General features: G+C 67.6%; 26 protein-coding genes and 1 pseudogene. 9 read left to right on the forward strand and 18 right to left on the reverse strand.

Features of this window, described 5'->3' with window-relative positions:
- Nucleotides 1–13 precede the first annotated feature (13 nt).
- From QWY80_RS19080 to QWY80_RS19125, 10 genes and pseudogenes are all read right to left on the reverse strand, one after another.
- Nucleotides 14–1462: an aldehyde dehydrogenase family protein gene (locus QWY80_RS19080; protein ID WP_290235333.1), complete on the reverse strand. Its 1449-nt coding sequence runs from the start codon at nt 1460–1462 to the stop codon at nt 14–16.
- A 79-nt stretch (nt 1463–1541) separates the two neighbouring features.
- Nucleotides 1542–2813 carry a TRAP transporter large permease gene (locus QWY80_RS19085; RefSeq protein ID WP_290235335.1) on the reverse strand — a complete coding sequence of 424 codons (1272 nt, stop codon included), beginning with the start codon at nt 2811–2813 and terminating at the stop codon, nt 1542–1544.
- Complete coding sequence (locus QWY80_RS19090; protein ID WP_290235338.1) at nt 2810–3241, reverse strand: TRAP transporter small permease; 432 nt, start codon at nt 3239–3241, stop codon at nt 2810–2812. The genes QWY80_RS19085 and QWY80_RS19090 overlap by 4 nt, the downstream gene beginning before the upstream one ends.
- A gap of 200 nt (nt 3242–3441) precedes the next feature.
- Entirely contained in the window at nt 3442–4443 is a 1002-nt protein-coding gene (locus QWY80_RS19095) for a DctP family TRAP transporter solute-binding subunit (protein WP_290235342.1), read from the reverse strand.
- Between the two features lie 106 nt (nt 4444–4549).
- The gene (locus tag QWY80_RS19100; protein WP_290235345.1) at nt 4550–5257 is read right to left on the reverse strand and encodes a GntR family transcriptional regulator; all 708 of its coding nucleotides are present in this window, start codon (nt 5255–5257) and stop codon (nt 4550–4552) included.
- A 363-nt stretch (nt 5258–5620) separates the two neighbouring features.
- A pseudogene (locus tag QWY80_RS19105) lies at nt 5621–6867 on the reverse strand (IS1380 family transposase); the annotation flags it as partial.
- Nucleotides 6842–7162: a P-loop NTPase family protein gene (locus tag QWY80_RS19110; protein ID WP_290235506.1), complete on the reverse strand. Its 321-nt coding sequence runs from the start codon at nt 7160–7162 to the stop codon at nt 6842–6844. The gene QWY80_RS19110 and the pseudogene QWY80_RS19105, both read right to left, overlap by 26 nt.
- Nucleotides 7077–7721 carry a helix-turn-helix transcriptional regulator gene (locus QWY80_RS19115; protein WP_290235348.1) on the reverse strand — a complete coding sequence of 215 codons (645 nt, stop codon included), beginning with the start codon at nt 7719–7721 and terminating at the stop codon, nt 7077–7079. The genes QWY80_RS19110 and QWY80_RS19115 overlap by 86 nt, the downstream gene beginning before the upstream one ends.
- A gap of 102 nt (nt 7722–7823) precedes the next feature.
- Nucleotides 7824–9176, reverse strand: a complete 1353-nt coding sequence (locus tag QWY80_RS19120) for a uracil-xanthine permease family protein (protein WP_290235351.1) — start codon at nt 9174–9176, stop codon at nt 7824–7826.
- Between the two features lie 116 nt (nt 9177–9292).
- Nucleotides 9293–10483, reverse strand: coding sequence for a M24 family metallopeptidase (locus QWY80_RS19125; RefSeq protein WP_290235356.1), 1191 nt, complete (start codon nt 10481–10483; stop codon nt 9293–9295).
- A gap of 123 nt (nt 10484–10606) precedes the next feature.
- Here QWY80_RS19125 and QWY80_RS19130 point away from each other — a divergent pair, with 123 nt between their 5' ends.
- Nucleotides 10607–11329 carry a YebC/PmpR family DNA-binding transcriptional regulator gene (locus QWY80_RS19130; protein WP_290235358.1) on the forward strand — a complete coding sequence of 241 codons (723 nt, stop codon included), beginning with the start codon at nt 10607–10609 and terminating at the stop codon, nt 11327–11329.
- Nucleotides 11330–11359: 30 nt separating this feature from the next.
- Here the strand turns inward: QWY80_RS19130 and QWY80_RS19135 are convergent, their stop codons facing one another.
- The 3 genes from QWY80_RS19135 to QWY80_RS19145 form a co-directional block, all read right to left on the reverse strand.
- Entirely contained in the window at nt 11360–12199 is an 840-nt protein-coding gene (locus tag QWY80_RS19135) for an alpha/beta hydrolase (protein ID WP_290235360.1), read from the reverse strand.
- Between the two features lie 6 nt (nt 12200–12205).
- Nucleotides 12206–12955 (reverse strand): creatininase family protein, encoded by a 750-nt coding sequence (locus QWY80_RS19140; protein ID WP_290235363.1) that lies wholly within the window; start codon nt 12953–12955, stop codon nt 12206–12208.
- 65 nt (nt 12956–13020) lie between these two features.
- Nucleotides 13021–13413: an HIT family protein gene (locus QWY80_RS19145; RefSeq protein ID WP_290235365.1), complete on the reverse strand. Its 393-nt coding sequence runs from the start codon at nt 13411–13413 to the stop codon at nt 13021–13023.
- A 149-nt stretch (nt 13414–13562) separates the two neighbouring features.
- Between QWY80_RS19145 and QWY80_RS19150 the strand changes: the two genes are divergently transcribed.
- The 4 genes from QWY80_RS19150 to QWY80_RS19165 all read left to right on the forward strand — a co-directional run bounded on the left by QWY80_RS19150 (nt 13563) and on the right by QWY80_RS19165 (nt 15882).
- Complete coding sequence (locus QWY80_RS19150) at nt 13563–13880, forward strand: hypothetical protein (protein ID WP_290235368.1); 318 nt, start codon at nt 13563–13565, stop codon at nt 13878–13880.
- Between the two features lie 237 nt (nt 13881–14117).
- Nucleotides 14118–14378: a hypothetical protein gene (locus tag QWY80_RS19155; RefSeq protein WP_290235371.1), complete on the forward strand. Its 261-nt coding sequence runs from the start codon at nt 14118–14120 to the stop codon at nt 14376–14378.
- Nucleotides 14379–14435: 57 nt separating this feature from the next.
- Complete coding sequence (locus QWY80_RS19160; RefSeq protein WP_290235374.1) at nt 14436–15323, forward strand: LD-carboxypeptidase; 888 nt, start codon at nt 14436–14438, stop codon at nt 15321–15323.
- A 172-nt stretch (nt 15324–15495) separates the two neighbouring features.
- The gene (locus tag QWY80_RS19165; protein WP_435389392.1) at nt 15496–15882 is read left to right on the forward strand and encodes a septal ring lytic transglycosylase RlpA family protein; all 387 of its coding nucleotides are present in this window, start codon (nt 15496–15498) and stop codon (nt 15880–15882) included.
- Here the strand turns inward: QWY80_RS19165 and QWY80_RS19170 are convergent.
- Nucleotides 15875–16507 carry a LysE/ArgO family amino acid transporter gene (locus QWY80_RS19170; protein ID WP_290235377.1) on the reverse strand — a complete coding sequence of 211 codons (633 nt, stop codon included), beginning with the start codon at nt 16505–16507 and terminating at the stop codon, nt 15875–15877. The two genes, QWY80_RS19165 and QWY80_RS19170, sit on opposite strands and share 8 nt — an antisense overlap.
- A gap of 322 nt (nt 16508–16829) precedes the next feature.
- On the opposite strand from QWY80_RS19170, the gene QWY80_RS19175 reads away from it, so the two are divergent.
- The 3 genes from QWY80_RS19175 to QWY80_RS19185 all read left to right on the forward strand — a co-directional run bounded on the left by QWY80_RS19175 (nt 16830) and on the right by QWY80_RS19185 (nt 19426).
- The gene (locus QWY80_RS19175; RefSeq protein ID WP_290235379.1) at nt 16830–17699 is read left to right on the forward strand and encodes a LysR family transcriptional regulator ArgP; all 870 of its coding nucleotides are present in this window, start codon (nt 16830–16832) and stop codon (nt 17697–17699) included.
- Between the two features lie 114 nt (nt 17700–17813).
- Nucleotides 17814–18749, forward strand: coding sequence for an aldo/keto reductase (locus QWY80_RS19180; RefSeq protein ID WP_290235382.1), 936 nt, complete (start codon nt 17814–17816; stop codon nt 18747–18749).
- A gap of 11 nt (nt 18750–18760) precedes the next feature.
- Nucleotides 18761–19426, forward strand: a complete 666-nt coding sequence (locus tag QWY80_RS19185; RefSeq protein ID WP_290235386.1) for a DUF6064 family protein — start codon at nt 18761–18763, stop codon at nt 19424–19426.
- Here QWY80_RS19185 and QWY80_RS19190 read toward each other — a convergent pair.
- Complete coding sequence (locus QWY80_RS19190; protein WP_290235389.1) at nt 19423–20943, reverse strand: NAD(P)H-dependent oxidoreductase; 1521 nt, start codon at nt 20941–20943, stop codon at nt 19423–19425. The genes QWY80_RS19185 and QWY80_RS19190 overlap by 4 nt on opposite strands.
- Before the next feature lie 174 nt (nt 20944–21117).
- Between QWY80_RS19190 and QWY80_RS19195 the strand changes: the two genes are divergently transcribed.
- Nucleotides 21118–21561 (forward strand): SRPBCC family protein, encoded by a 444-nt coding sequence (locus tag QWY80_RS19195; protein WP_290235392.1) that lies wholly within the window; start codon nt 21118–21120, stop codon nt 21559–21561.
- Here QWY80_RS19195 and QWY80_RS19200 read toward each other — a convergent pair.
- From QWY80_RS19200 to QWY80_RS19210, 3 genes are read right to left on the reverse strand one after another with little or no spacing between them, the layout of a single operon-like run.
- Nucleotides 21524–23869, reverse strand: a complete 2346-nt coding sequence (locus QWY80_RS19200; protein ID WP_290235396.1) for a hypothetical protein — start codon at nt 23867–23869, stop codon at nt 21524–21526. The two genes, QWY80_RS19195 and QWY80_RS19200, sit on opposite strands and share 38 nt — an antisense overlap.
- Nucleotides 23866–24660 carry a protein-L-isoaspartate(D-aspartate) O-methyltransferase gene (locus tag QWY80_RS19205; RefSeq protein WP_290235398.1) on the reverse strand — a complete coding sequence of 265 codons (795 nt, stop codon included), beginning with the start codon at nt 24658–24660 and terminating at the stop codon, nt 23866–23868. The genes QWY80_RS19200 and QWY80_RS19205 overlap by 4 nt, the downstream gene beginning before the upstream one ends.
- A 16-nt stretch (nt 24661–24676) precedes the next feature.
- The gene (locus tag QWY80_RS19210; protein ID WP_290235401.1) at nt 24677–25123 is read right to left on the reverse strand and encodes a DUF6789 family protein; all 447 of its coding nucleotides are present in this window, start codon (nt 25121–25123) and stop codon (nt 24677–24679) included.
- Nucleotides 25124–25250 lie beyond the last annotated feature (127 nt).

Here is a 25250-nt window from a genome sequence, read left to right on the forward strand (position 1 = left end):
ATTTGTAGATGGATTAGCTACTATGCATGCGATATACGGCCTTAAGCGCCGTATAGAACTCCGCAGACGTGTCCCCGATGCCAAATGCACCCTGCCCAGACTGCTTCCACCCCCCGAACGGAAGGTGCCCTTCACTGCTCGTACCGTGGTTGACATGTACCATTCCCGCTTGGGAGGAGCGAGTGAAGGCGTGGGCGAAATTCATGTCGTCAGTGAACACTGCCGAGGCCAGTCCGTAACGCACTTCGTTGTTCACCTGGATAGCCTGCTCTCGATCAGCAACAGGAATGACGACGAGGAGCGGACCGAAGACCTCCTCAGTAGCCAGCGCCGAGCCAGGCGCCACGTCGGTGATTACCGTCGGCGCATAGTAGTAGCCGTCGCCGTTGATATCGTGGCCACCGGTCAGGACTCGGCCCTCTCCCCGCTCGGCTAGGCCGACATAGTGGCGGACTTTCTCGACCTGCTCGTTGCTGGCGAGCGGTCCCATATCGGTCGCTTCGTCAAGGCCGTAACCCACCCGAAGCGCCTCAACTCGTGCGACCAGCGCCGCCTCGAGCTCGGCTCGCTCCGCCTCAGGCACGATTACGCGACTGATGGCCGTGCAGCGTTGACCGGAGACACCGAAGGCCGCGTTAGCGATCTCCTTCGCAGCATGTTCGATGTCGGCGTAGCCAGCCACCACAGCGGCATTCTTCCCACCCATCTCGAGTTGTGTGCGGACATTACGCTCTGCAGCCAGTGTGCCAAGACGGATGCCAATGTCGGTGGACCCTGTGAAGGTGATCCCTGCGATTCCAGGGTCGCGGACGAGCCGGTCGCCCACATCGCGTCCGGAGCCGATCAGTAGATTCGCAACCCCGGCTGGCAACCCAACTTCCTCTAGGAGCCTGAACAGAATCACGGAGGCTCCGGGCGCCTGAAGCGCTGGCTTTAGCACCACGGGGCAGCCACAGATCAACCCAGGAATAAGCTTGCGGATCGGCGAAAGGATGGGGAAGTTCCAGGGCGAAATAGCCGCCACCGGCCCGATTGGCTGCCGGATAGTGTAGGCCTCAGTATGGCGACGTGCACTCTCAAACGTGCGATCGCCAAGGCGCAGGGCCTGCCCGGCCCAGAAGCGCATCTCGTCGATTGCGCGAACGGCTTCGGAGCGAGCTTCACCGAATGGCTTACCCATCTCCTGCGTGACCACTTTAGCAATTTCATCCACGCGATCACGCCACAGGTCGATGAGATCGTAGACATAAGCCGCACGTGAGGCAGGGGGGGTCTCCGCCCACTCAGGAAATACCGCCGCAGCGGCCCGAACGGCCTCATCAACATTCCCGGCCGATGCCAAGTAGTATTGCCGGGCGATACGGCCGGTGTCACCCGGATCAGCGAGTGAGATCGTCTCACCCTCGTGGAGCCACCGGCCATTGACATAACTCGCCCAGATTAAATCAGCTGTCTCGCTCATTAGGGCTGCCCTATCTTGCTGAGTGTTGTGCACTTGTTTGTGCTCCTTTTTGCTTCGAAGAATGTTCGATGACCAGCCATTACATGAATAGCTGCACCGGGAACAGGATGATGTCGGGGAAGAATGCTAGCAGTCCGAGTGCGGCAATCATGGCGAGGTAGAATGGCACTGCCGCCTGTACAATTCGCTCAACACTGAGGTTTGAAACCTGCGAAGTAGCGAACAAACATATGCCGACAGGCGGCGTGGATAGCCCCACGGCAAGTGCCGTCACCATGAAAACGACGAAGTGAATGGGATTGATACCAACGGTAAGGGCCGTCGGCATCAACACCGGTGTAAGGATCAGGATTGCGGCAATAATGTCCATGAACATGCCGATGACCACAAACACGACTCCCATCAGAAGAATCACTGTGAAGGGGTCCTCAGAGAGTGAGAGGATAATGTTTGACACCTTGATTGGCAGGCCATCGACTGTAAAGACATAGGTGGCCACCGAAGCACACATGGCTATAAACAGGATGGTGCCGGTAGTGATGCCTGTGTCAATGATCATCCTCGGGAGCCCTCTCCATTTTACCTGCCGGTAAATAAGCGCTCCGACCGCGAGCGCATAGAGCACCGCCATGCCGGCTGCTTCGGTGGGTGTCATGATTCCTGCGAAAATCCCCCCCATAATGATCACCGGCGCACCTAGTGCCGGTACGGCGACGAGCAGGTTCCGAACAGCATCGCGAAGCCCCATTGCGAGCACCTCGCCATACTGGCGACGTACCGCCAGGTAATAGTTCAGAATCATGAAGAGCGTTGCGACCAGGACGGCAGGGCCCAAGCCTCCCGCCAGCGTGGCGCCCACCGACTGGCCGGCAGCAGTGGCCGCGATGATCATCAGGATACTCGGGGGTACCACTGAAGCGAGCGTTGAGGTCACCATGGTCAGTGCCGCGGCATAGGGCTTGGGGTAACGACGCTCCTCCATGGCCTTGATTTCCAAGGGCCCCAGCCCGCTGACATCGGCAACCGAAGAGCCCGAGATACCACCAAAAATCATGCTGGCGATGATATTTACTTGGCCAAGGCCGCCCCGCCAACGGCCAACGACTGAATTGGCGGCGAAGAAAATGCGATCTGAGATGCCTCCTCCTCCCATGACATTACCGGCGAGGATGAACAGTGGCACCGCCACCAAAAGAAAGCTGTTCATCGAGCTGTACATGCGCTGAGCGAGTAGTGACAACGGCAGGTCGAACAGTAAAAATGTCAGTGTAGTTGCCAGCCCCAACGATATTGCCAAGGGCACGCCGACTAGGCTCAATGCAAAGAAGCTTCCGAGTAGCACCCAACTCATCCTATGGTCTCCCCAGTTTCCAGATAACTACGGGTACGGCGATCCAGATAAACTGACTCCACGAGAGCCCACAGTGCGAGTAGGGCGCTGACCACCACCGATGTGGTAATCAAGTACATCCCGATGCCAAGAGCAGGCGACGTCTCTCCGTTGTGAAATTGTTGCATGACCAACCTCCAACCCGTATAGGCCAGTACCATGAAGAACGTGCAACTAGCAACAAAATACATATGTAGCGCCCCTCGCTGTAATAAACGTGGCAAGCGCCCGATCACGAGCGAAATGCGTGCGTGACTTACCGAGCGTGTTCCCACGGCAAGCCCAAGGAACGTCGTCCAGATGAAAAGGTAGCGAGTGAGCTCCTCGGTCCAGGGTAGTGACATCGGAGTGAGGCGTGCCACTACCTGAAGGGTGACCACTACCAGCATGCCGACCACCCCGCAGAACAGCAGTATTTCTACTCCTCGCCACAAAGGTCCCTTGTGGATTCCGGTGCAGCCTCCTGTCTCTGAGTGTACAGCTTCACTGTTTTTTGGGCCCACATTACCCTTGGCTTCGATGGAAGCGCCAATCCTTGGCGCTTCACGACACGTAGGTTTATCATGCATGACATTCATCTTAACCATATCTAACCCCGTCCGAGGTATTCCATGGTCTGGTCCATACATTGCTCGCCAACCAAGGATTCAAAGCGTGGATAAAGCTCTTGAGCCTCTTTCTGGAATGCGGTCCGCTGTTCCTCGCTCAGACGATTTACCTTCATGCCCAGCTCTTCCAGCTCGGCGACCATCCGCTCTTCTTCAGCGGTATCGTTTTCAAGCTTGAAGCGCGCGGCTTCCTGGGCAGCGTTACGTAATGCCGCCTGTGTGTCCTTATCAAACTCACCCCACAAGTCTTGATTGAAGGCAAGAACATAGCCGTCTGCAAGGTGGCCGGTGAGTGAGAGGTAGTCCTGGACTTCGTAGAAATTATTGGCGAGGGGGACCTCCACGGGATTTTCCTGACCGTCGATGGTCCCGAGTTGCAGCGCCGTATAAACTTCCGTGAAATTCATAGGAGTGGGTTCTGCACCAAGCGGACCGAAAAACTCAACCCACAGCTCGTTGTTCGGCACCCGCAGTTTCAAGCCATTTAGATCGTCCGGCGTTTGGATGGGCCGCTCATTGTTTGTCACATGCCGAAAGGTACGGATCATGAGCGCCAAGCCTTCCGTATTCATGTCTCCGAGAGACGCCAGAAGCCGCTGGCCGGGCTCTCCCTCGAGATAGTCCGCAAACTCGTCATAGTCACTAAACAGATAGGGGAGGCTAATAGCGTTCATACAGGACTTGAAAGACGCGTACACGGATGTCGACAAGATCGTGGCATCTAGCGAGCCGTTTTCCACCATGTTAACGGCGGCATTTTGGTCTCCCCCAAAGAGCACGCCGTCTGGAAAGACTTCAACCTCTACTTGACCATTCGTGGCCTTGTCGACACGTTCGGCGAAGTCTTGGGCAGCGAGGCCGACAGCAGAACCCAGCGGGTCACCAACCGCCAGTCTCACCGCCTCCTGACCATGAGCGACTGACCCGAACATAGAGATTGCTAGAATGCCAGCGAACCCTGACTTTGCTACTAATGATGTCATTCTTTTCTCCTTAAGGATTAGAAAATCTGAGTGTTATTTTTTCTATTCTCAGAATTGACAATTCTGGGATTTGTTTTAGCCTACTCTCTCAGCGATTATTGAGATTTTAACTTATTCTTTCATTTATGGAATCAAGCTCCTCCTTCTCTCTATAGGCACTGGAAACAGTAACAGTATCCAGCAGGTTAACGAACTTGTACTGAACGTTGAGCAGATGCGTATTTAGCTCGGCGATGGCGGAACCCACATCCTTCGCTGCTATCGCGCGCGTAATCCGCCGGTGCTCCTCAAGACTCTCTTCCACGCGACTCTGCGCACGGTACGAGATGAAGTGACGCACGCGATCAATCTGTAGATTAACACGCCGATAAACTTCAATGATTCGGCTGTTACGCGTAGCTTTGATGATGGTGCTATGGAAATCGTGGTCGCGCCGCAAATATTCCGCTGTCGATTCAGCATTGAAGGGCAATTCAAAGCCATCGAACAGCGCGCCTACACGCCCCCGTTCCTCATCACTCCCATTTATCAAACATCGTACGCCTGCCGTTTCCAGGATGGCCCTAAGTTCGATAAGCTCCACGACATCTCGTCGGTTGAAGTCAGTGACGACCCAACCAATGCGGGAACGCCGCTTGATTAGCCCTACGGATTCTAATTGATGGAAGGCTTCCCTGATTGGAGTTCGGCTTACCCCGAACTGATCGGCTAAGGCCCGGTCGCTGAGTAGCTCGTTCGGCGGTAGTGACCCATCGATGATTCTTCTAACCATCTCTTCGTAGACCTGCTCACTTACGGAGCGCACGGTAGCCATGACGGTATCCTGTAGCTTTCTATGTTCTCTGGTATACCACATACCCTAGGTATACCACATACAGGATGCCACTAGACCTTAGTCTTATGTCATGACCCACTCGCATGGGGGTGCTGTCCTACTCGGCTCTACCCGCCTCATTCATCAGGGTGCCGAGCGAGCCTTTTGACCCAGTGGTTGCCGGTAGCGGCCCACGTCAACATCATCCGTCTGCTTGGTAGCTGGTTGATCTATATCCAAATCGGCTTTATCCTTGTTTTTTCATAACTTTCAGGAATTGATATCAGCCGTCGGCGCAGCCGTGGCCGTCGACCTCAGTGGCGGCCGCCTTGCTTTCTGTGTGAATCGTGGTGACGCCAGGGATCAGACCAGGGCCGTCAACCGGGGCAGCCCCTTCAGCAAGGTGGGCCACCATTTGTCGGCCGCATCGCCGAGGTGGACCGTGATCCGCCGGGCGTGCACTGTCAGCGTGGCCGCGACCTTGAGCACCTGCTCGCGCATCCGTATCAGGCTCCAGCCGCGCTGGGTTTGACGCTCCAACAGGCAACCCAGGCCATGCAGCACCTGGTAGGCGTAGAGGCTCAGCAGCAGACTCATCTCGTTGCGGTCCATCACGTCCTGGACCGTGGAGCTGCCGCGATCCGTCGAGGAAAGGTGCACGTCGAGCGCCGACTTTACCTCGCCCATGTGAGCCTCGGCGCTGCCACGCTTGCGGTACAGCGCCAGGATCTTCTCCGGCAGCCAGTCGAACTTGCTGAGGTTGGTGACCAGGAAAAAGCTGTGCAGCAGCAGATCGTCAGGACGTTCCTGCACTACCAACACCACGCGACACGGCGACGGCCAGGAGCCCGCCTGGTGGGTCAGGTCGCGGCACCACTCCCGAGGCTGCTCGGGAGGGCGGCCCCGCGGGCGGCGCAGGTACGGCGCCGCCAACGTCTGGAGCCCCGAGTGACTGCGCAGTCGGCCCAGGTACTCGATGCCGCGATCCTCCAGGGCCTCCAGTGTGTCGTTGCCGGTGAAACCGGCATCGATGCGCACCCGAACCTTGCCCCCGGTGCTCTCGTTGAGCCGCCGCACCAAGTGCGGGATCCAGGTGTCGGCGTTCACTCGGCCGGACCGGCGTTGCCCTCACGCAGCAGGCCGCCCAGCATGTCGCCGGTCTCGGCCAGCGAGGCAATCAACGGCGAGTAGATCCGCGCGCCGACATGGCCGTGGTAATCCGAGCCCCCCTGATGGCCATGGACCTCGATCGGCAGCCCGTCGATGTCCAGCGTCAGATGCTTGGGGCGCTCACCGCCGTTCAGCGAGGTCAGTCAGCGCAGCAGGCCCTCATGCACGGTATCGATATTGTCGTGGTGGCCCAGGCACGACGGCAGCCGCGACAGCGTGGCTTGAGACGGTCGGTCCTGGGCCAATGGCGTCGTGCCCCGCGCGCCGCTGCAGGCCAGTTGCCAGAGCGGGTCGCGGCGCAGCGTGTCGGTATCGCTCAGGTCGATCCAGCCCATGGCACGTTGCAGCACCACGGTACGCAGCTGGCTAGCCAGCGAATGACGGACACGCTGCGGGTCGCGCCGGTCGACCAGGTTATCCTCCAGCGCATCGATCACACCGCCTAGCCATCTCGACGAACTCGGCGCTGAGACGGGTCTTGCCGATGCCGGCCACGCCGCGCACATACACCAGGTGCCCGCCCTGGTAGGCACAGGTGCTCTCCAGCACGGACAGCAGCTGACCGACCTCCACGTAGCGCCCGACCAGGTCGAAGCGCGCGCCCTGATCGTCCGCCAGCGGATGCAGGTAGCGCAGGAAGGCGCCCTCGTCACCGGCGAAGGCGTAATGCTCGGCCAGCTGCACGGCGAGCCCCCGCTCGACCCAGAGCCCCGGGGAGTGCGGCGGTTCCGGCACGGCCGGGGTCTCGGCGGGCCAGTGGAAGGCCTCGAGTCGTACGCCTCGGCAGTGGCCCTGCTCCAGCAGGGCCAGGCCGCAGCGCAGGCTGCGCTCGGCGTCGCTGCGATAGGCACGGGGCAGGCCGAACAGGCCGACGCCCGCCCCTCCCTGTGGCGGGCGTACCGCCGAAAGAGGTCACCCAGCGGCGCAACGACGCGGCATCTCCATCCGCCACCAGGCGGATCAGCGAGCGGGGCGACTCGTCATCCAGGGCCAGGGCGTCGAGATCCGCCGCGGCGGGCGACCCGCCCGCCTGGCCCTGATCGGGTGCCGGGGCGTCGGGGGCGGCCAGCTCGGCCACCGGCACCCCGTAGACCTCGGCGAGATGCCGGGCGGTGCGATAGAGCACCGGTCGCCCGCTCTCGGCCCGCTTGATGGAGGCGATGGAGACGCACAGGCGGCGATCGAAACAGTGCTGCGCCAGGGCCTCCTGGCTGAGGCCGAGGCGCTGCCGGTGACGCTTCAGGCCGTCGCGATCCAGTTCTACGCGACCGTCCTGGGGAGAGGCATCCCTCACATCGAGTGTCCTTCCCTGCGCATGGGTGGCGACACAGGAGGCGGTCGCCGTATGAGTTTTCTAATACCCCTTGGCCGGTCAGGATAGCAGATCACCATCCCCTCAGGAGGTACGCGCCTCCAGCGACTCGGCATCGGCCGGGGCCTCGGCCAGGCTGCGGCTCGGCAGCACCAGGTTGAGGGTGAAGGCCACCGCGGCGGCGATCACGATCGGCGAGCCGCCCAGCACCAGCTGCAGCATCTCCGGGAAGGCCTCGATGGCCTCGGGCGCGGCGTAGACGCCCATGCTCAGCGCCACCGCCAGGCTGGCGATGGTCATGTTGCGTGAGGAGAGCTCGGCCTTGGTGATCAGCTGGATGCCGGTCATGGTGATCATGCCGAACACCGTGATGGTGGCCCCGCCCAGCACCGGGTAGGGAATGGTGGTCATGACCGCGCCGAACTTGGGCACCAGGCCCGCCACCAGCAGGAAGATCGCCGCCAGGGCCAGCACGAAGCGGTTGATCACCTTGGTCATGGCCACGATGCCGACGTTCTGGCTGTAGGAGGAGGTGGGCATGGCGCCGAAGAAGGAGCCGAGCGCCGTGGTGGCGCCGTTGCCCAGCAGGCCGCCGAACAGCTCGCGGGTGCTGGGCTCGCGGTTCATGCCGCCCACCGAGGTGGCCGAGAGGTCGCCGATGGTCTGCACCGAGTTGACCACGCAGATGATCACCACCGAGAGGATGGCGGCGGGATGGAACTCCAGCGAGTAGGGCAGCAGGCGCGGCGCGCTGAACCAGCTCGCCTCGCGCACCGGCGAGAAGTCCACCATGCCCAGCGCCAGGGCCAGCACGTAGCCCACGGCGATACCGCAGATGATCGCCGCCAGCTTCATGAAGCCGCGGGCGAACTGGGAGACGCCCAGCACCACCGTCAGGGTGACCAGCGCCACCAGCCAGTGGCGCGGGTCGCCGTAGTCGTCGGCGCCCACCCCGCCGGCCATGTAGTGGATGGCGATGTCGTAGAGCGACAGGCCGATCACCAGCACCACCACGCCCGCCACGATGGGCGGAAAGAGGTGGCGGATGCGGGTGATGAAGAGCCCCACCAGGATCATGGCGACCCCGCCCACCACCTGGGCGCCGAGGATGCCGCCGAGGCCGTACTGGCCGCCCACGGCCACCAGGGTGGGCACGTAGGCGAAGCCCACGCCGAAGATGGTCGGCAGGCGGGCGCCGCAGCGCCCCACGCCGTAGAGCTGGAGCAGGGTGGCCAGCGCCGAGGCGATCAGCGAGACCTGGATCAGCAGCATCTGGTCGGCCAGGCTGCCGCCGGCGGCGCCCACCACGATGATCGGCACGGTGACCGTGCCCATGATCATCGCCAGGATGTGCTGCAGGGAGAGCGGCAGGGCCCTGGTCAGCGGCGGGCGGCCAGAGAAGTCGAAAACGGAGGCGTTGCGTTGGGGTGTGCTCATCGAAAGGCTCGTCGCGTTTGTTGTCGTCGCTTGGGTCGCGACGAGCCAGACTAGTCAAGGCACAATATGTACACAACTCTTGTATACTAAAAATACATAAAATGTAGACCAAAGTCTCAGCCGGGCGACTCGCCCAGCCGCCAGTCGTTGTCGGTGAGCGGCTCGCCGCCCTCCGGGGTGACCCGCACGGTATCGCTCAGCCCGATGCCCCACTCCCCCGGCAGGCGCAGGCAGAGCGGCAGGTGGAAGACCATGTCCGCCGCGAACTCCCGCGGCTGTCCGCGGGCGATGTAGCCACTGCCCTCCACCCAGCTGGGCGGGAACTGGGCGCCCACCGCATAGCCGAACACCCCGGAGAAGAACAGCCGCGCGGCGTGGGGCGCCAGCACCGCCTCGGCGGCGCGGGCGGCGGCATCAAAGCTATTGCCGGGCCGCATCTCGGCGAGCAGCGCCTCGCAGATCGCCCGGCACAGGTCGCGGACCTCGCGCATCTCCGGCGTGGCGCGACCGGCCACGACGGTGCGCATCATCGGGGCGGTGTAGCGCTGGAAGGCCGCGCCGAACTCCAGGAACACCGGGTCGCCCGCCTCGATCACCCGGCGCTTGTGGTTGACGTGGATGATGCTCGAGCGGTGTCCGCTGGTGACGATGGGCTGCAGGCTCATGAACTCGCTACCCGCGGCGAGCATGGCCCGGGCGCCCTCCGCGGCCACCGCGTTGTCGTTGATCCCGGGTGCCACCACCGCCTCCGCCGCCTTCAGGCCGGCCGCGGTGATACGCGCGCTCTCGCGCAGGCACTCCAGCTCGGCGGGCGTCTTGACCAGGCGGATGGCGTCGAGCAGCGCCCCGCCATCGTCGCGGAAGCGCCCGGCCCCCAGCCGCGCCTGCAGCGCACGGATCACCCCGTGGCGCAGCCCGGCCCCGTACACGTCCAGGCCGATGGCCGAGTACGGGGCGAGCGTCTCGGCCAGGGGCGCGATCACCTCGTCGATGCCCTCCCAGCGATAGCCGAGGATCTCGTCCACCGCCGCGGTGACCACGGCGGGGCCGGTCTCGATGGAAGGCACCTGCAGCACCCGGCGCCCGGCCGAGACTACCAGGGCGGTGTGCACCGACACCTCGAAGGTGTGGTAGCCGGTGAGGTAGAAGATGTCCGCCGGATCGGTGAGCAGCAGGGCATCGAGCCCGGCCGCCTGCATGGCCGCGTATACCCGCGCCAGGCGCGCCTCGAACTCGGCGGGGGGAAACGGCAGCTCGTTGCCGGCCAGACGCTCGGCCAGGGCGTGACGATAGGCGAGGTGATCCATGCGACCTCCGGGCAGGGGAATGACTCCCGGCAGTGTAGTCATGCCCGGCGGAAAATAGGCCTGTTCGCCCCCCGTCCGGTTTCGTAGAATCCAGCCTCGTGTTAGACGCAACAGGATGACGATATGGGTAGGGCCTTCCAGAACCGCAAGGAATCCATGGCCAAGACGGCCGCCGCCAAGACCAAGGTGTACAGCAAGTACGGTCGCGAGATCTATGTGGTCGCCAAGCAGGGCGGCACCGATCCCGCCGGCAACCTGAGCCTGCGCGGCCTGATCGAGCGCGCCAAGAAGGACCAGGTGCCCAGCCACGTGATCGACAAGGCGCTGGACAAGGCCAGCGGCGCGGGTGGCGAGGACTTCTCCCCGGCCCGCTACGAGGGCTTCGGTCCCGGCAACTGCATGGTCATCGTCGACTGCCTGACCGACAACCCCAACCGCACCTTCGGCGACGTGCGCGCCTGCTTCAATAAGGCCAAGAGTAAGCTCGGCACCCCCGGCAGCGTCAGCCACATGTTCGACCACTGCGCCATCCTCGCCTACCCGGGCGACGATGAGGAGGCCGCCCTGGAGGCGTTGATGGAGGCCGACGTCGACGTCACCGACATCGAGAACGAGGCGGGCCGGATCACCGTCTTCGCCCCGCATACCGAGTATGCCAAGGCCAAGCAAGCGCTGCTCGACGCCTTCGGCGAGCTCGACTTCGAGGTTGACGAGATCCAGTTCGTGCCCCAGACCACCACCCCGGTGGAAGGCGACGACGTGGCCATGTTCGAGAAGCTCATCGACACCCTCGAGGACCTCGACGACGTGCAGCGCGTCTTCCACAACGCCGAGCTGCCCGAGTGATCCCCGCCGTCCCGGTGCAGTGGTAACCGCTCAGGGGCGCGTCAGCCCTGCCTCCTCGCTCAGGAAGGCCTCGATGCCCGCCGAATACTCCGGTTCGCTGTCGCGGAAGCCGGTGTTGTGGCCACCCCGGATGGCCAGCAGTGCCTTGGGCTCGCGGGCGGCGGCATGCACCGCCTCGCCCTCGTCGAAGGGAATGATCTCGTCGTCGCGGCTGTGGATCACCAGCAGCGGCGCCGCGATCGCCGCGACCCGGCGCTCGGTGTCGTAGGCGAAGCGTGCCAGCCAGCGCGCCGGCAGGAACGGATAGAGCCGCTGGGCCAGCTTGGGCACCGAGCGGAAGGACGACTCCAGGATCACCGCCGCCGGTGGGGTACCGCCCGCGCTCAGGGCGGCGGCCAGTTCCGCCGCCACGCCGGCGCCCAGCGAGCGCCCGAACAGCACCACCTCCTCCGGCGCCAGCCGTCGCTGCTCGACCAACCAATGCCAGCCGGCGCGGGCATCCAGGGCCGTGCCCGCCTCCGAGGGCCGTCCCTCGCTCTCGCCATAGCCGCGATAGTCGAGGATCAGCACCGAGAGGTCCAGGGCATGGAACTGGGCGATGGAATCGAGCCGATGGGAGATGTTGCCGGCATTGCCATGGAGGAACAGCAGGGCCGCGCGCGGCGCCTCGGCGGGCACCCACCAGGCGTCCAGGGTCAGGCCGTCCTCGGTCTCCAGCGCCACCGCCTCCCAGGCGAGCCCCCGGTCCGCCGGGCTGCCGATGACTTCACGCCCCACATGGGGCAGGTAGAGCAGCCGGTCCTGGAAGACCCAGGCCAGCAGCACCACCAGGGCATAGGCGCCCAGCAGGAGCGCGACGAGACGCAGCATGCGGCCTCAGCGCGCGCCGACGAAGGCCCGCCAGGCCTCCCAGGCGTCCTCCACCCCCGCCTCCAGGAAGCGGGCGCCATGCTCGCGGCCGGCCAGCGACGGATCCGAGCCCATGCGCCCGTCGGGGAAGCGGCGCCGGAACTCCTCGGCCGTGCACTGGGCACTGCCCGAGGGGGCCACCCGGGGCGACAGGCTGGCCTGCTTCTCCGTGTCGGTGGCGAACCAGGAGAGCGACACCTCCGAGGGCGTGGCGTGGCCACCCTCCGCATCGCCGTAGAGCTCGCCAGCCAGCTCGCGCACCCTCGGCCCCGCGAACCAGTTGTACAGGCCGAGCGACGGCACCTCGCCACCCGCCGCCCACACGGCCAGGCCGTGCTCGGCCTGGAGCTCGGCGAAGGCGGCGTTGACGGTGGCGATGTTGCCGCCATGGCCATTGAGGAAGAGCACATGGGTGAAACCGTGGCGGGCCAGCGACAGCACGGTGTCGCGCACCACCGCCAACAGGGTGCTGGGCCGCAGGGTGATGGTGCCGGGAAACGCCAGGTGGTGCTGGGCCATGCCGAGGTTCTGGGTCGGCCCCACCAGCACCTCATGGCGCTCCCCCAGGGTCCAGGCGATGGTCTCGGGGCAGATGGCATCGGTGCCGACCAGGCCGTTGGGGCCGTGCTGCTCGGTCGAACCAATGGGCAGGATGATGCCCGTCGAGCGGTTCAGGTAGGCCTCGACCTCCGGCCAGGTCAGGTGCTGCAGGCGCATGATCCCTCCTCGGATGGCGTCGTCGTCTCCCCCCACTATAGGCCCTGAAGCCCCGGGCGGCGTCCTCAGCCCAGGGCCGCGCGCAGCGACTCCGCCGCCGCGGCCAGGTCGTCCGGGTCGGCCATGGGCAGGTTCTCCAACTGGATGTCGCGCATCGCGTCCAGCGGCGTCAGGTGGATATGCACGTGGGGCACCTCCAGGCCCACGATCAGCATCCCCACCCGCTCGCAGGGGAAGGCGCGCTTGATCGCCTTGGCCACCCGGCGCGAGACCGCCATCAGGTGGTTGCACAGCGCCTCGGGCAGGTCGTCCCAGTGGTCGACCTCCTCGCGGGGGATCACCAGCACATGGCCGGGCTTCATCGGCTGGATGGTCATGATGACGACGCACCGGTCGTCCTCGTGGACGAAGTGGCCGGGGATCTCGCCCTGCATGATGCGGGTGAAGATGCTTGCCATGGGTGGCTCTCCTGGCGGTAGGGGGAATGGACGACCATCGCGGCGCCTGCAGCCGCGGCGCGGATCCGGTATGCTGATGGCGCGGTACCGATGACCAAGGAGCAGAATACACGATCGATCATCCAATCCAAGCCAGCACGGAGGTTCGCATGAAGGTCTACAAACCTGAATGGCGGTGCACGTTTAGCGTAAACGAAGGCGCGGATGAATCGGCCGGCTGGAAGGAGCGGATCGCCTGGCGATTACGGGAATTCGCCGACCGGCTGGAGGGCAACGGCAGGACGCTGAAGATCGACTGTGACGTGACCCCGGAGGTGAGCCAGGAGGACATGGACACCTGTCTCGGCAAGGGTTTCGCCGTGACCCAGAACCTGCTCACCCAACTCGCCCACCAGGCCGCCTGCGAGGACATCATGCGCGACGCCAAGGCGGAGCTGTTCGAGGAAGAAGGTAACGCGAAGTACTGAGGGCGAGACGCCATCCGCCCTGCCCACGCCCCCTGCGACTGCGTCGCAGGGGGCGTTTTCGTTTCCGGCCGCCCGACGGCACATGGCCGATAACCCGCAAAGGCCGAAGGCAACGGCCTACCCGAGATCGCCTTTGACACATCAGGCAATACGGTTCTATTGATATGATTGAAGGTCTCGCCTTGCTCCCGATTTCGTCGGAGCGCCACGCCCGAGAAGACTGCCCTCATGGACGCCATGCCTGACTGCTCTGTTCCCTCCCCCGACCTGGTAGACCAGCATCTCACCGCTCCCCACCTCCCCGCCGCCTGTCTCGGCTTCGACGGTAGCCTCGCGCGTCGCCTGGCCCGGGCCAAGGCGCGGCTCGACCGCCTCGAGCGCGATACCGGCTCCCGGGACCTCGCCGCCCTGGGCGCCGCCCGCATCGAGTTCACCCAGGCTTCGCGTGCCGTGGCCGACGACCTCATCGCCCGCGGCCTGGACGTCTCCGGCGACTGACGCACGCCCACGACCATGGCATCCTTGTGGCTCCCGCTCGCCACAGGGTCGTGACGCATGCCACTCGCCATCAGCCTGATCGCGCCTTCCTCCTTCACCGCCCCGGATGCCGTGGAGCGCGGCATCCGCGGCCTGGAAGCCCTCGGCGTGACGGTGCGCCAACCCCAGCCGTTGCAGCGACCGGACCGCTACCTGGCCGGCTCCCGCGACTGGCGCCTGGCCCAGCTCCATGCCGCCTACGCAGATCCCGAGACCCGGGCGGTCTGGGCGGTACGCGGCGGCTACGGCGCCGCCCAGCTGGTGGACGCCATCGACTGGGCACGGCTGGGTCGGCACCCCAAGCCCTTGATCGGCTACTCCGACGTCACCGCCCTGCTCCACCAGTGCCACCGCCACGGCCTGCCGGCCATCCACGGCCCGGTGGTCAAGGCCGCCGGCGGCCTGCTGGACGGCGACGCGGCGGCGCAGGCGATCCTCCGCCGCCAGTTGAAGGAAACCCTGGCGCTGATCGAGGGGCCGACGCCGCTGGACTACCCCCTCGAGCCCCACGGCGAGGCGCCGACCCGCCTGCAGGGGCCGGTGGTGGGCGGCAACCTCGCCACCCTGGCCAGTCTGGTCGGCACCCCCGCGGCCTTCACGGCGCCGCCCGGCGCCCTGGTGATCCTGGAGGACGTCGGCGACCCCTACTATCGCCTGGAGCGCGCCCTCTGGCAGCTGGTGCACGCCGGTGCCCTGGCGCGCGCCGCCGCGGTCTGCCTGGGCACCTTCGAGGGCTGTACCCCCTACGGCGACACCCCGCTGGAGGCGATCGTCGCCGAGACCCTGGCACCGCTGGGACTGCCGCTGTACGCCGGCCTGCCCGTCGGCCACGGCCTGCACAACCGCCCCTGGCGCTACGGCGCGACCGGACGGATCGAGGGCAACCGGCTCACCATCGGCCCCTGAAGGGCGGCCTTACATAAGAATGTCACGATCATGCAGGCAACGTCGCCGATCTTCGCGAAGGGTTGCCCGCGTGCGCGGAGCCGGTTACTATGCCGACCACCCCCTGGGCCCCGGCCCGCATTGCATCGATGCACGCGCCAACCGCTGCAGCGAGAACCGTGAGGTACCTCCGATGGGAACCCGATCGCGACTGTTCCTGACCTGCCTGATGGCAGGCTTCCTGACCCTCGGCACTGTGGCCAGCGTCCAGGCCCACGACACCAGCGCCGAGACTCAGGAGGGCATGGCCTCCTTCTACAGCGACAAGTTCCAGGGCCGCACCACCGCCAGTGGCCAGCCCTTCGACCAGAACCGTCTGACCGCCGCCCATCGTCACCTGCCACTGGGCACCACCGTGCTGGTCACCCGCCCCGACACCGGCCAGGAGGTGGAGGTGGTGATCAACGACCGCGGCCCCTTCGTCAAGGGCCGCATCATCGATCTCTCCAAGCGCGCCGCCCGCCACCTGGGCATGCTCCACCGCGGCGTGGCCCCGGTGATGGTCACCCAGGTCAACTGACCCCGGCCACGGCCTCGGCGGTCATGCCGCCGGTGGCCAGTTGCAGCGCGATGACGGCCATCATCACCCCGATGGCCCCGTCGATCAGCCGCCAGGCGCCCGGCCGCGACAGCCAGGGCGACAGGGCCGCACCGCCCCAGGCCAGCAGGCTGAACCACAGCACCGACGCCGTCACCGCCCCCGCCACGAAGGCGGAGGCGCTCTGCTGCTGGGCCCCCACCGAGGGAATCAGCAGCAGGGTATCCAGATAGACCTGGGGGTTGAGCAGGGTCACCGCCAGGGTGGCCAGCAGCACCCGCCCGAGGCCACGGCCCTCGCCGGCAACAACGTCCAGCCCGCCCTGCCCCGTCAACGCACGCCGCAGCCCCTGCAGCGCCAGCCAGCCGAGGAAGGCCACCCCTGCCCAGCGCAGCGCCTCGAGCATGGCCGGCACGGCCAGCAGCAGCGCACTGATGCCGAACATCCCGGCGCCGATCAGCAGCAGGTCGCCGAGCATGCACAGCCCGGCGGACCACCAGTGGTGCTCGCGCCGCGTCGCCTGGCCCAGCACGTAGGCGTTCTGCGCCCCGATCGCCACGATGATGCCCCCGCACACCACCAACCCCGTCAGGTAGCTCTCCAGCATGTCCCCGTTCTCCTGCCATGGATGGAAGGTTCATCGCATTCTGGCGTCACGCTTGTCGGTAGGAGGGCAGCTATGCTGCGCGATTGGCGCCGTCAGGCGCCCCGGTAGAGATATCGCCACTTGGCTGTTCATCCCCGGAAGGCCTTCGGCCTCCATCGCCCAATGAATTGGCCTCCTACAAAGCGGTTTCACGCCGATCTGTGAAAACTGAATGGAATGGCGGCCAGCGTAGCGGTGCGGCAGCCATGCAGGAAAATCATCCTGTTAATGTCAGATCAGTTTTGCTTATCCTAGGGGCGGATTCCCGCAGGAGGCCGGTGCCATGCTGGACTACAAGCTGCTCGAGGCGCTGGCCGCGGTGATCGAGTGCGGCGGCTTCGAGCGGGCCGGCGCAGCGCTGGGGCTCTCCCAGTCGGCGATCTCCCAGCGCATCAAGGCCCTGGAGATCCGCCTGGGCCAGCCGGTGCTGGTGCGCACCCCGACGCTCGCCCCCACGCCCGCCGGACAGCGCCTGCTCAACCACGCCCAGCAGGTGCGGCTGCTGGAACGCGACCTGCGCCAGGCGCTGCCCACCCTGGACAGCGCCTCGCCGCGGCTGCGCATCGCGCTCAACGCCGACAGCCTGGTGACCTGGTGGGCCGACACCGTGGGGGCGCTGTGTCGGGAGGAGGGCCTGCTGCTCGACCTGGTGGTGGAGGACCAGGACGTGGGCCTGAGACGCCTGCGCGACGGTGACGTGGCCGCCTGCCTGTGCGCCAGCCCCCAGCCGATCGCCGGCGCGCGTTGCCTGCCGCTGGGTCGCATGACCTATCACGCGCTGGCCACCCCGGCCTACCGCGAGCGCCACTTCCCGCACGGCCCGAGCCACGCGGCCTTCCACCGGGCGCCGGCCATCGTCTACGGCCCCCACGACCAGCTGCAGCACCGTTTCCTCGCCCAGTGCGGCTACCGCGGCCCCTTTCCCTACCACCTGTGCCCCGCCTCCGAGGGCTTCGTGCGCCTGGCCGTCGCCGGCATGGGCTACGGCATGCTGCCGTTGATGCAGGTCAGCGAGCGGGTGGCGGCCGGTGAGCTGGCCAGCATCGCCCCCGGTCAGGCCCTGGAGGTGCCGCTCTACTGGCACTTCTGGCGCCACAGCGGCCAGCTGCTCGAGCGCCTCACCGCCGCGCTGGCCGAAGTGACGCTGCGCTGATCCGGCCGCCAGCCGGGTACGGCCTTCCGCGGACATCGCCACCCGCCCGGTACGACGCCATGGGCGTGGCGCGGGGCGTCTACACTGCTCACAGCAAGCCGCTCAGGAGCGCCCATGTTCCCGCAACCCCGTCCCCTGTCGCGCCGCAGCCTGCTCGGCGGCCTGCTGGCCCTGGCCGCCGGCGCCACCCTGCCGCCGTTCGCCGCGCGCGGCGCGGCCGACGGCATCCTGACCCGCATGGTGCCCGCCACCAGCGAAACCCTGCCGCTGGTGGGGCTGGGCAGCTGGATCACCTTCAATGTCGGCGATGACCCCGTGCTGCTCGAGGAGTGCACGGCGGTAATGGAAGCCTTCTTCGCCGGCGGCGGGCGGATGATCGACTCCTCGCCGATGTACGGCTCCTCCCAGGCGACCATCGGCCACGGGCTCGCCGAGCTGGACGCCGCCGAGCAAGTCTACGCCGCGGACAAGATCTGGACCTCGAGCCCCGCCGAGGGCCCGGCACAGGCCGCGGCCTCGCGACGCGACTGGGGCCTGCCACGCTTCGACCTGCTGCAGGTGCACAACCTGGTGGCCTGGGAGGAGAACCTGGAAACCCTGCAGGCGATGAAGGCCGCCGGCGAGGTGCGCCACGTCGGCATCACCACCTCCCACGGCCGGCGCCACGACGCCATCGAACGCATCATGCGCGAGGCCAACATCGACTTCGTGCAGCTCACCTACAACATCGTCGACCGCGAGGCCGAGGCGCGCCTGCTGCCGCTGGCCCGGGAGCGCGGCATCGGGGTGATCGCCAACCGCCCCTTCCAGCAGAAGCGCCTGATCCGACGCCTGGAGGGCGAGCCGCTGCCCGACTGGGCCGCCGAGATCGGTGCCGGCAACTGGGCGCAGTTCATCCTCAAGTTCATCATCTCCCACCCGGACGTGAGCTGCGCCATCCCCGCCACCACCCGGGTCGAGCACGTGCGCGAGAACCTGGCCGCGGCCCGCGAGCCGCTGCCCGACGCCGAGCTGCGCCGGCGCATGGCCGATTACGTACGCAACCTCTAGCGGGACGAGCGATGAGCGAGTGGTGGAGCTACCGGCCCGAGGACTTCCTGATGTTCTCGCTGCGCGTCTACGAGCGGCTGTTCGTGCTGCACAACCAGGCGCTGTGGCCGGCCCAACTGCTCGCCCTGGCGCTGGGTGCCGCCGCCCTGGTGGCGCTGCTGTGGCCGCGGCCGGCACGGCTGCGCGGCGTGCTGGTGCTGCTCGCCGCGGGCTGGGCCTGCGTCGCCTGGGCCTTCCTGTGGCAACGCTACGCGCCCATCAACTGGGGCATCCGCTACCTGGTGCCGCCGTTCGCCCTCCAGGCGCTGGGGCTGCTCGCCCTGGGCCTGTGGCGGGGCGCGCCCGTGCTGGCGTCGCGCCGGCGTGCACGGCACCTGCCGGGCCTGGCGCTCGTCGCCTATGCCGTCCTGCTGCATCCCCTCACCGCCCTGCTGCACGGCCGCGGCCTGGCCGGCGCCGAGGTGGTCGGCCTGACGCCCGATCCGCTGGCCATCGCCACCCTGGGCGTGGCGACGCTGCTGCGTCCGGCGCGGCTCGGCTGGGCGCTGCTGGCGCTCCCCGCCCTGTGGTGCCTGGTCAGTGCCGCCACGCTCTACCTGCTCGACAGCCCGGCCGCCTGGCCGCCGCTGCTCGCCGTCACGGTCGCCGTGGCGGCGCGACTATGGCCACGTCGCTAACTGGCGGCCAGGCGGAAGAGCGGCCACAGCCCGAACCACAGCACATAGCCGAGCGACACCGCCATCAGGCCATCGATGCGTGCAGGCGAGTGATCCGCGCGCAGTCGGCCGATCAACCGCCACGCCAGCCACGCCGCATGGGGCACGACCACCCAGCCGATGCCGGCGAAGGCCCCCACCGCCAGCCCCGCGAGTCCCCAGGCCACCGCGGTGGCGGCGGACAACAGCGTGAAGAGCAGCGCCACCCCGAGTGCTCCCCGCGTGCCCAGGCGCACCGCCAGGGTGCGCTTGCCCACGGCGGCGTCGGCCTCGCGGTCGGGAATGCCCGACAGCGTGATGGACGGCAGGATCGCCAGCAGCAGCGGCAGGCTCAGCGCCCAGGGCAACGGGTCGCGCCAGCTGCCGCCGAGGAACACGAAGCCACAGAGCATTACCCCGATGCTGTGGGTGAGGGCAACGTCGACTTCGCCCAGGCCGCGATAGCTGAGCATCAGGGGCGGGGAGGTGTAGCCGAGGGCGAGGATCGCCAGCACCACGAGCACGGCGAATGCCGGCAGCGCCGCCGGCACCATGCCCAGCAACCAGGCCGTGGTGGCGCAGAAGCCCAGCAGGACCAGGACGATCCCCGCCTCGACCTCGCGCCGACCGAGCCGGCCCTCCACCAGCACCCGCGAACCGCCGGTGAAGGTACTGAAGAAGCGGTTGCGGCGGTCGCTGCCCTGGTCGACCACCTCGTTGACCAGCACCGTGGCCACTTCCAGCAGGAACAGGCCGAGATAACCGATCCAGAACACCGGGTTGCCGAACACGCGGCCGTCCGCCGCGGCGGCAAGCGCCCCGACCGCATAGGCTACCCAGGTCATGGGGTAGAACTGCAGGCGCAGCGCACGCAGCCAGGCCCCGGCCTTGTCCGAGAGACGCTCCGCCGGGGTGACCCGGCCACGCGCCAATTGCCGCCCCTGGCGGCGGGCGCGTGCCAGCCAGGTCTCGCGGCGAGGGGCATCGGCCGACCTGACCGAACCGAACGCCAGGGCGCGCACCGGGCGAATGCCACAGAAGCCCAGGGTCGCCCGGGCCATGGCGTTGCGACCCGGCTGGCGGTAGAGCAGCCGATGGATCAGCGGCGGGGTGTCCATGGTGGTGATGAGCTGGGCCGAGCGACCGCCCAGCAGCCCCTCATAGCCGATGCCACCCTCGCAGGTACGGAACGCGAAGCCCGGCGCCAGGAGACGATCGAGGAACCCCTTGAGCAGCGCGGGCGTCGTGCCCCACCAGGTGGGATAGACGAACACCAGGTGATCCGCCCACAGGATCAGCTCCCGTGCGCGGCACAGGTCCGCCTCGAGCGGTTGGTCGTTGGGCGAGGGCAGGTGCACGTGCGGGTCGAAATCGAGGCTCGCGAGGTCGAGTCGGCGCAGCTGCACACCGGCCGCGCGGGCCCCCTCGGCGAAGGCGTCCGCCAGGGCGCCGCACAGGCTGTCGGCACGGGGATGGCCGAGGATCACCAGCACCTTCACGGGGCGCGGTCCCCGCCGGCCCTCCCCTGCCGAGCGGCAGGGGGAGATGCTAGGGTCAAGGGAGGCCGCACCGCGGCTGCATCGCCCGGCCTGCGGCCAGTGTATGAAGCGTCACCCCAGATGGCGTGCATCCTGAACCCTGTCGTCGAAGGTGTCGGCGCAAGCGAGGCCCACATGCCTGTCATCGAACACGAGGCCGAGATCGCGGCCCGCCGCGACGCGGTGTTCGCCCTGGTGAGCCGGGTCGAAAGGTTCGCCGACTACAGCGAGGTCATAGACACCATAGAACGCCTGGACGACGGTCGCTACCGCTGGCGGGTGCGCGTCGCCGGCCTGCGGCTGACGTTCGACATCGCGATCACCGCGTTCGAGCCACCCGAGCGCTTCGCCTGGCGCTCGGTCGGCGGCGTGCCCAATCGCGGCGAGTACCGGCTGACGCCCATCCCCGGTGGCACCCGCATCCACCTCTGGTTGGAGTACCACCTGGCCAACCGCTTGGCCGAGAAGACGGTGCGCCAGGCCGCCGGGCCTCTGCTGCAGCGGCTGAGCCGCGACATCATCGACCGGATGGAGGCGCAGCTCACCCCCGACGCGCCAGCCAGTGAGCGGCGATGGTGAAGGCCACGGTATAGCAGAGCGCGCCCGCCGCCAGGGTGGCGCCCTGGCCCAGGTGGACGGCGAGCAGCGGCGCCAGCGAAGCGCCCAGCACCGAGGCGAAGCCGTTGATGCCCCAGGCCCAGGGGATCCAGCGATCCTCGCCGGCGAGCTGGCGCAACGCCCAGGGGAAGGGGCGCCCCATGGCCCAGGCCAGCGGCAACAGCAGCGCCACCAGCAGCGCCGCACGCGGCGCGGCATCGGGCAGGCTCAGCGAACGCACGGCCAGGAAGGGCACCAGGGCCAGCGCCAGCCCGACGGCCACGGCGGCATAGACCCGCACCAGGCTCGCCCGGCTGGCGGTGGTCGGGGTCATGGCGCTGCCCAGGCCGGAGCCGACCAGGAAGGTGGCGAAGACCAGCGCCGCGGCGCTCACCGGCTCGCCCAGGTAGAGGATCAGGCGCTGGAAGAACACCAGCTCCACGATGATGTAGCCCAGGCCCAGGGCGGTGAAGTAGCCGGCCACCGAGAGCCGGCCGAAGGGCCGACCGATGGCCGGCAGCCGCCCCAGCGGCAGCAGGATCAGCACGAACGCCAGCACGGCGACGGCGATGCTGGTCACCGCGGCGAGGAGCAGCGTCCAGTCGAGGTAGCTCCAGCCGCGCGCGCCCAGCTCGCGGACCAGCCCCGGCGCCTCGCCCCAGGCCAGCGAGCGCCACACATAGGGACGGTCGAGGGTGGCGGGAGCGGCGTGGAAGAGGCGTGCCGCCGGAGGCGGCGGCTCCCCGGCGAAGCGCGCCCGGGCGATGTCGTGGAAGAGTGGCGTCTCGAGGCGGTGATAGCGATTGGTCTCCGCGCGCTCGAGGCCCGGCAGCCAGGCGAGGTCGAAGCGCCACTGCCCGGCGAAGTCGCGCAGTGCGGCACGCTCCGCCTCGCCCAGCGGTTGCGGCGAGGCCAGGATCAGCAGCGCCTGAAGGCCACGCAGCACGGCCACCCGCTCGCCCGGCGCCGCCTCGCCCTGCCGCGCCAGGGCGCGCTCCAGGGTGGCCATCAGCCGCGGATAGTGCCGCGGCGGATAGTCGAGCGGCAGCGGCAGGGCCAGTAGGCCGTCGCTCTCCAGGCGCGACAGGGCCAGCTCCAGCCCCTCCACAGTGAGCGCATAGGCCTCGCTGGCGGCATCGCCCGGCTCCCAGGCCAGGTCGACGGCGATCAGCGCATAGGGGGCGTCCGGGGCCCGCACCAGGTAGCGCCAGGCGCCCTCCTCGACCAGGGTCATGTCCTCCTCGCCGGCGCCGCGCGCCCGGGCGAGGTCGAGGAGCCGGCCATCGGGCTCCACCCAGGTGAGCGGGCGCGTCCCGGCGAGCGACGGGGTCTGCCAGGCGCCGCTGCCCAGCACCAGCACCCGGCCCTGGGGACGCAGCCGCAGGGGCAATCCGGCCAGGGAGGCCTCGGCATGCTCCCCCCCGGCCGGCCAGCGGCGCGCCAGGGGCACCACCCGGTCGCTGCCGACCACCGCCGCATCCACCGCCGGCACCGCCCCGGTCCAGCCCAGGCTCAGCCCCGGGGCGAAGCGCAGGCTGTCGGCGCGCAGCAGGGTGAGCCGCCCGGCCAGGCCGGCCTCGACGACCAGGGTCTCGACCCCGGGGCGCTCGCGCAGTTCGGCCAGCGCCTTGAAGTCCGACACGGCCAGCTCGGGGGGGCGCACGGCCGTGCCCAGCGCCAGCAGCAGCCCCGCCAGGCTCAGGACGGCCGCGCCTCGCCGGCGGCGGGCCAGCCCCAGCCCGCCGCCCAGGGCGAAGAGCAGGGCGGCGACCAGCGCCAGGGCCGTGGTGGCCGGTGCCACCGCCAGCAGGGCCGCGGCGGCGAGGCTGCCCGCGCCGCTGCCCAGCAGGTTGGCGGCATACAGCGCCCGGGTCTGCGTGGGCCAGCGCAGGAACACCTGGCCGATCGCCAGGCCGGCGCCGTAGAAGGGCACGAAGGCGACGAAGTCCACCAGCAGCAGGCGCGCCAGCTCGCCGCCGTCCCAGCCGGCGAACAGTGGGCGCAGCGCGATGCGCGACTGCACGGCGAGCACCAGCAGGAAGCCCGCGGCGGTGATGCCCAGGCCCGCCAGGAACCAGCCGTCGCCGCGACTGCAGCGGTAGCGGCCGGCGAGCGCCAGGGTGGTGCCGGCCGCCCCCAGGCCAAGCAGCGCCAGCGAGATGGCCAGGCCCGCGAAGTGGTACCAGTGGCTGAACTCGAAGAGCCGCAGCAGCAGCACCTCCATCGCCAGCAGGGCCGCGGCCACCCCGCCCAGGGCCAGCAGGTCGAGCCGGTCCGGCGCCGCCCTCATGGCGTGCCGTGGTCCCCGGTGAGCGGCACGAAGCGCACCGAGGCGAGGTTGCGGCTGCTCACCTCGCCCTCGGCGTCCTTCTCCACCAGCAGCAGGTTCTGGGTCCAGCCGCTGCGCCCCACCGGGATCACCATGCGGCCGCCGGACCGCAGCTGCGCCACCAGCGGCGGCGGCACATGCCCCGCCGCGGCGGTGACGATGATGGCGTCATAGGGGGCGCGTGCCTCGTGGCCATAGTAGCCGTCGCCGTGCAGCACGCTGACGTTGCGGTAGCCCAAGGCCTCGAGGCGCCCGGCGGCACTCTCCGCCAGCGCCTCGATGATCTCGACGCTCACCACCTCGTCGACCAGTTGGGCGAGGATGGCGGCCTGGTAGGCGGAGCCGGTGCCCACCTCCAGCACGCGATCGTCGGCCTCCAGGGCCAACCGCTCGGTCATGTAGGCGACGATGTAGGGCTGGGAGATCGTCTGGCCGTGGCCGATGGGCTGGGGCGAGTCGCGATAGGCACGCGCCGGCGACACCCCGGGCACGAAGCGGTGGCGCGGCACCCGCCGCATGGCCTCGAGCACCGCCTCGTCGCTCACCCCGCGGTCGGCGATCTGCTCATGCACCATCCTCGCACGGCGCTCGGCATGTTCGGCGTCGTCGAAGGCCGGGCGCGGCGGCGTGGCGTCCCCGCGCTCACCCTCCAGCAGTACCCTGGCGTCCTGCGCCGCGGCCGAGGTCCCGACGACCAGGGCCACCAGCAGCACGATGGCGCCGCAGACGCTGCGAGTTGCTGCCAGGTGCATCGGCTGGTCCCTCCGGCTAGAACACGCGTCGCAGCCGGCCGTACATGGCGCCGATCACCAGCCCGAACACGACGTGCGCGAGCAGGGTGGACAGGGGCGCCACCAGACCGAAGCCCATGCCGAACATGCCGGAGCCGGCCATGGGAAAGACCGTGACCATCACCACCAGCCAGGCGACCAGGCCGAACAGCAGCCCACGCCGCATGTCACTGCTACCCGGCAGGTGGTCGACCAGCAGCGCGAAGAGCAGCCCCCAGACGAGGGTACCCACCACGAAATGGATCGCCCAGCCGAGCAGCCGGGCATCCGGCGTGCCGAGCAGGTCCTGGGCGGCCAGGTTCATGATCTCGATGGGGTTGTACCAAGGCATGATCCCCGCCGACAGGCGCAGAATCAGGATCATCGAGATGACCAGGGTGGCCACGAAGCCGGCCAACATCCCTCTTGCCAGGCGAGTGCCCATAGCACACCTCCCGGTTGCTATCGCTGTGCCCCCAGTATAGGCAGATCACCCGCAGGCGGGACCGGCGCGGTCGCTTCCGGGCAGGCGGAATCCGCGGTGACGACACGGCAAGACCATGCATTCAGCC

The organism is Halomonas ramblicola (assembly GCF_030409215.1).
In the GTDB taxonomy this organism is placed as follows: domain Bacteria; phylum Pseudomonadota; class Gammaproteobacteria; order Pseudomonadales; family Halomonadaceae; genus Halomonas; species Halomonas ramblicola.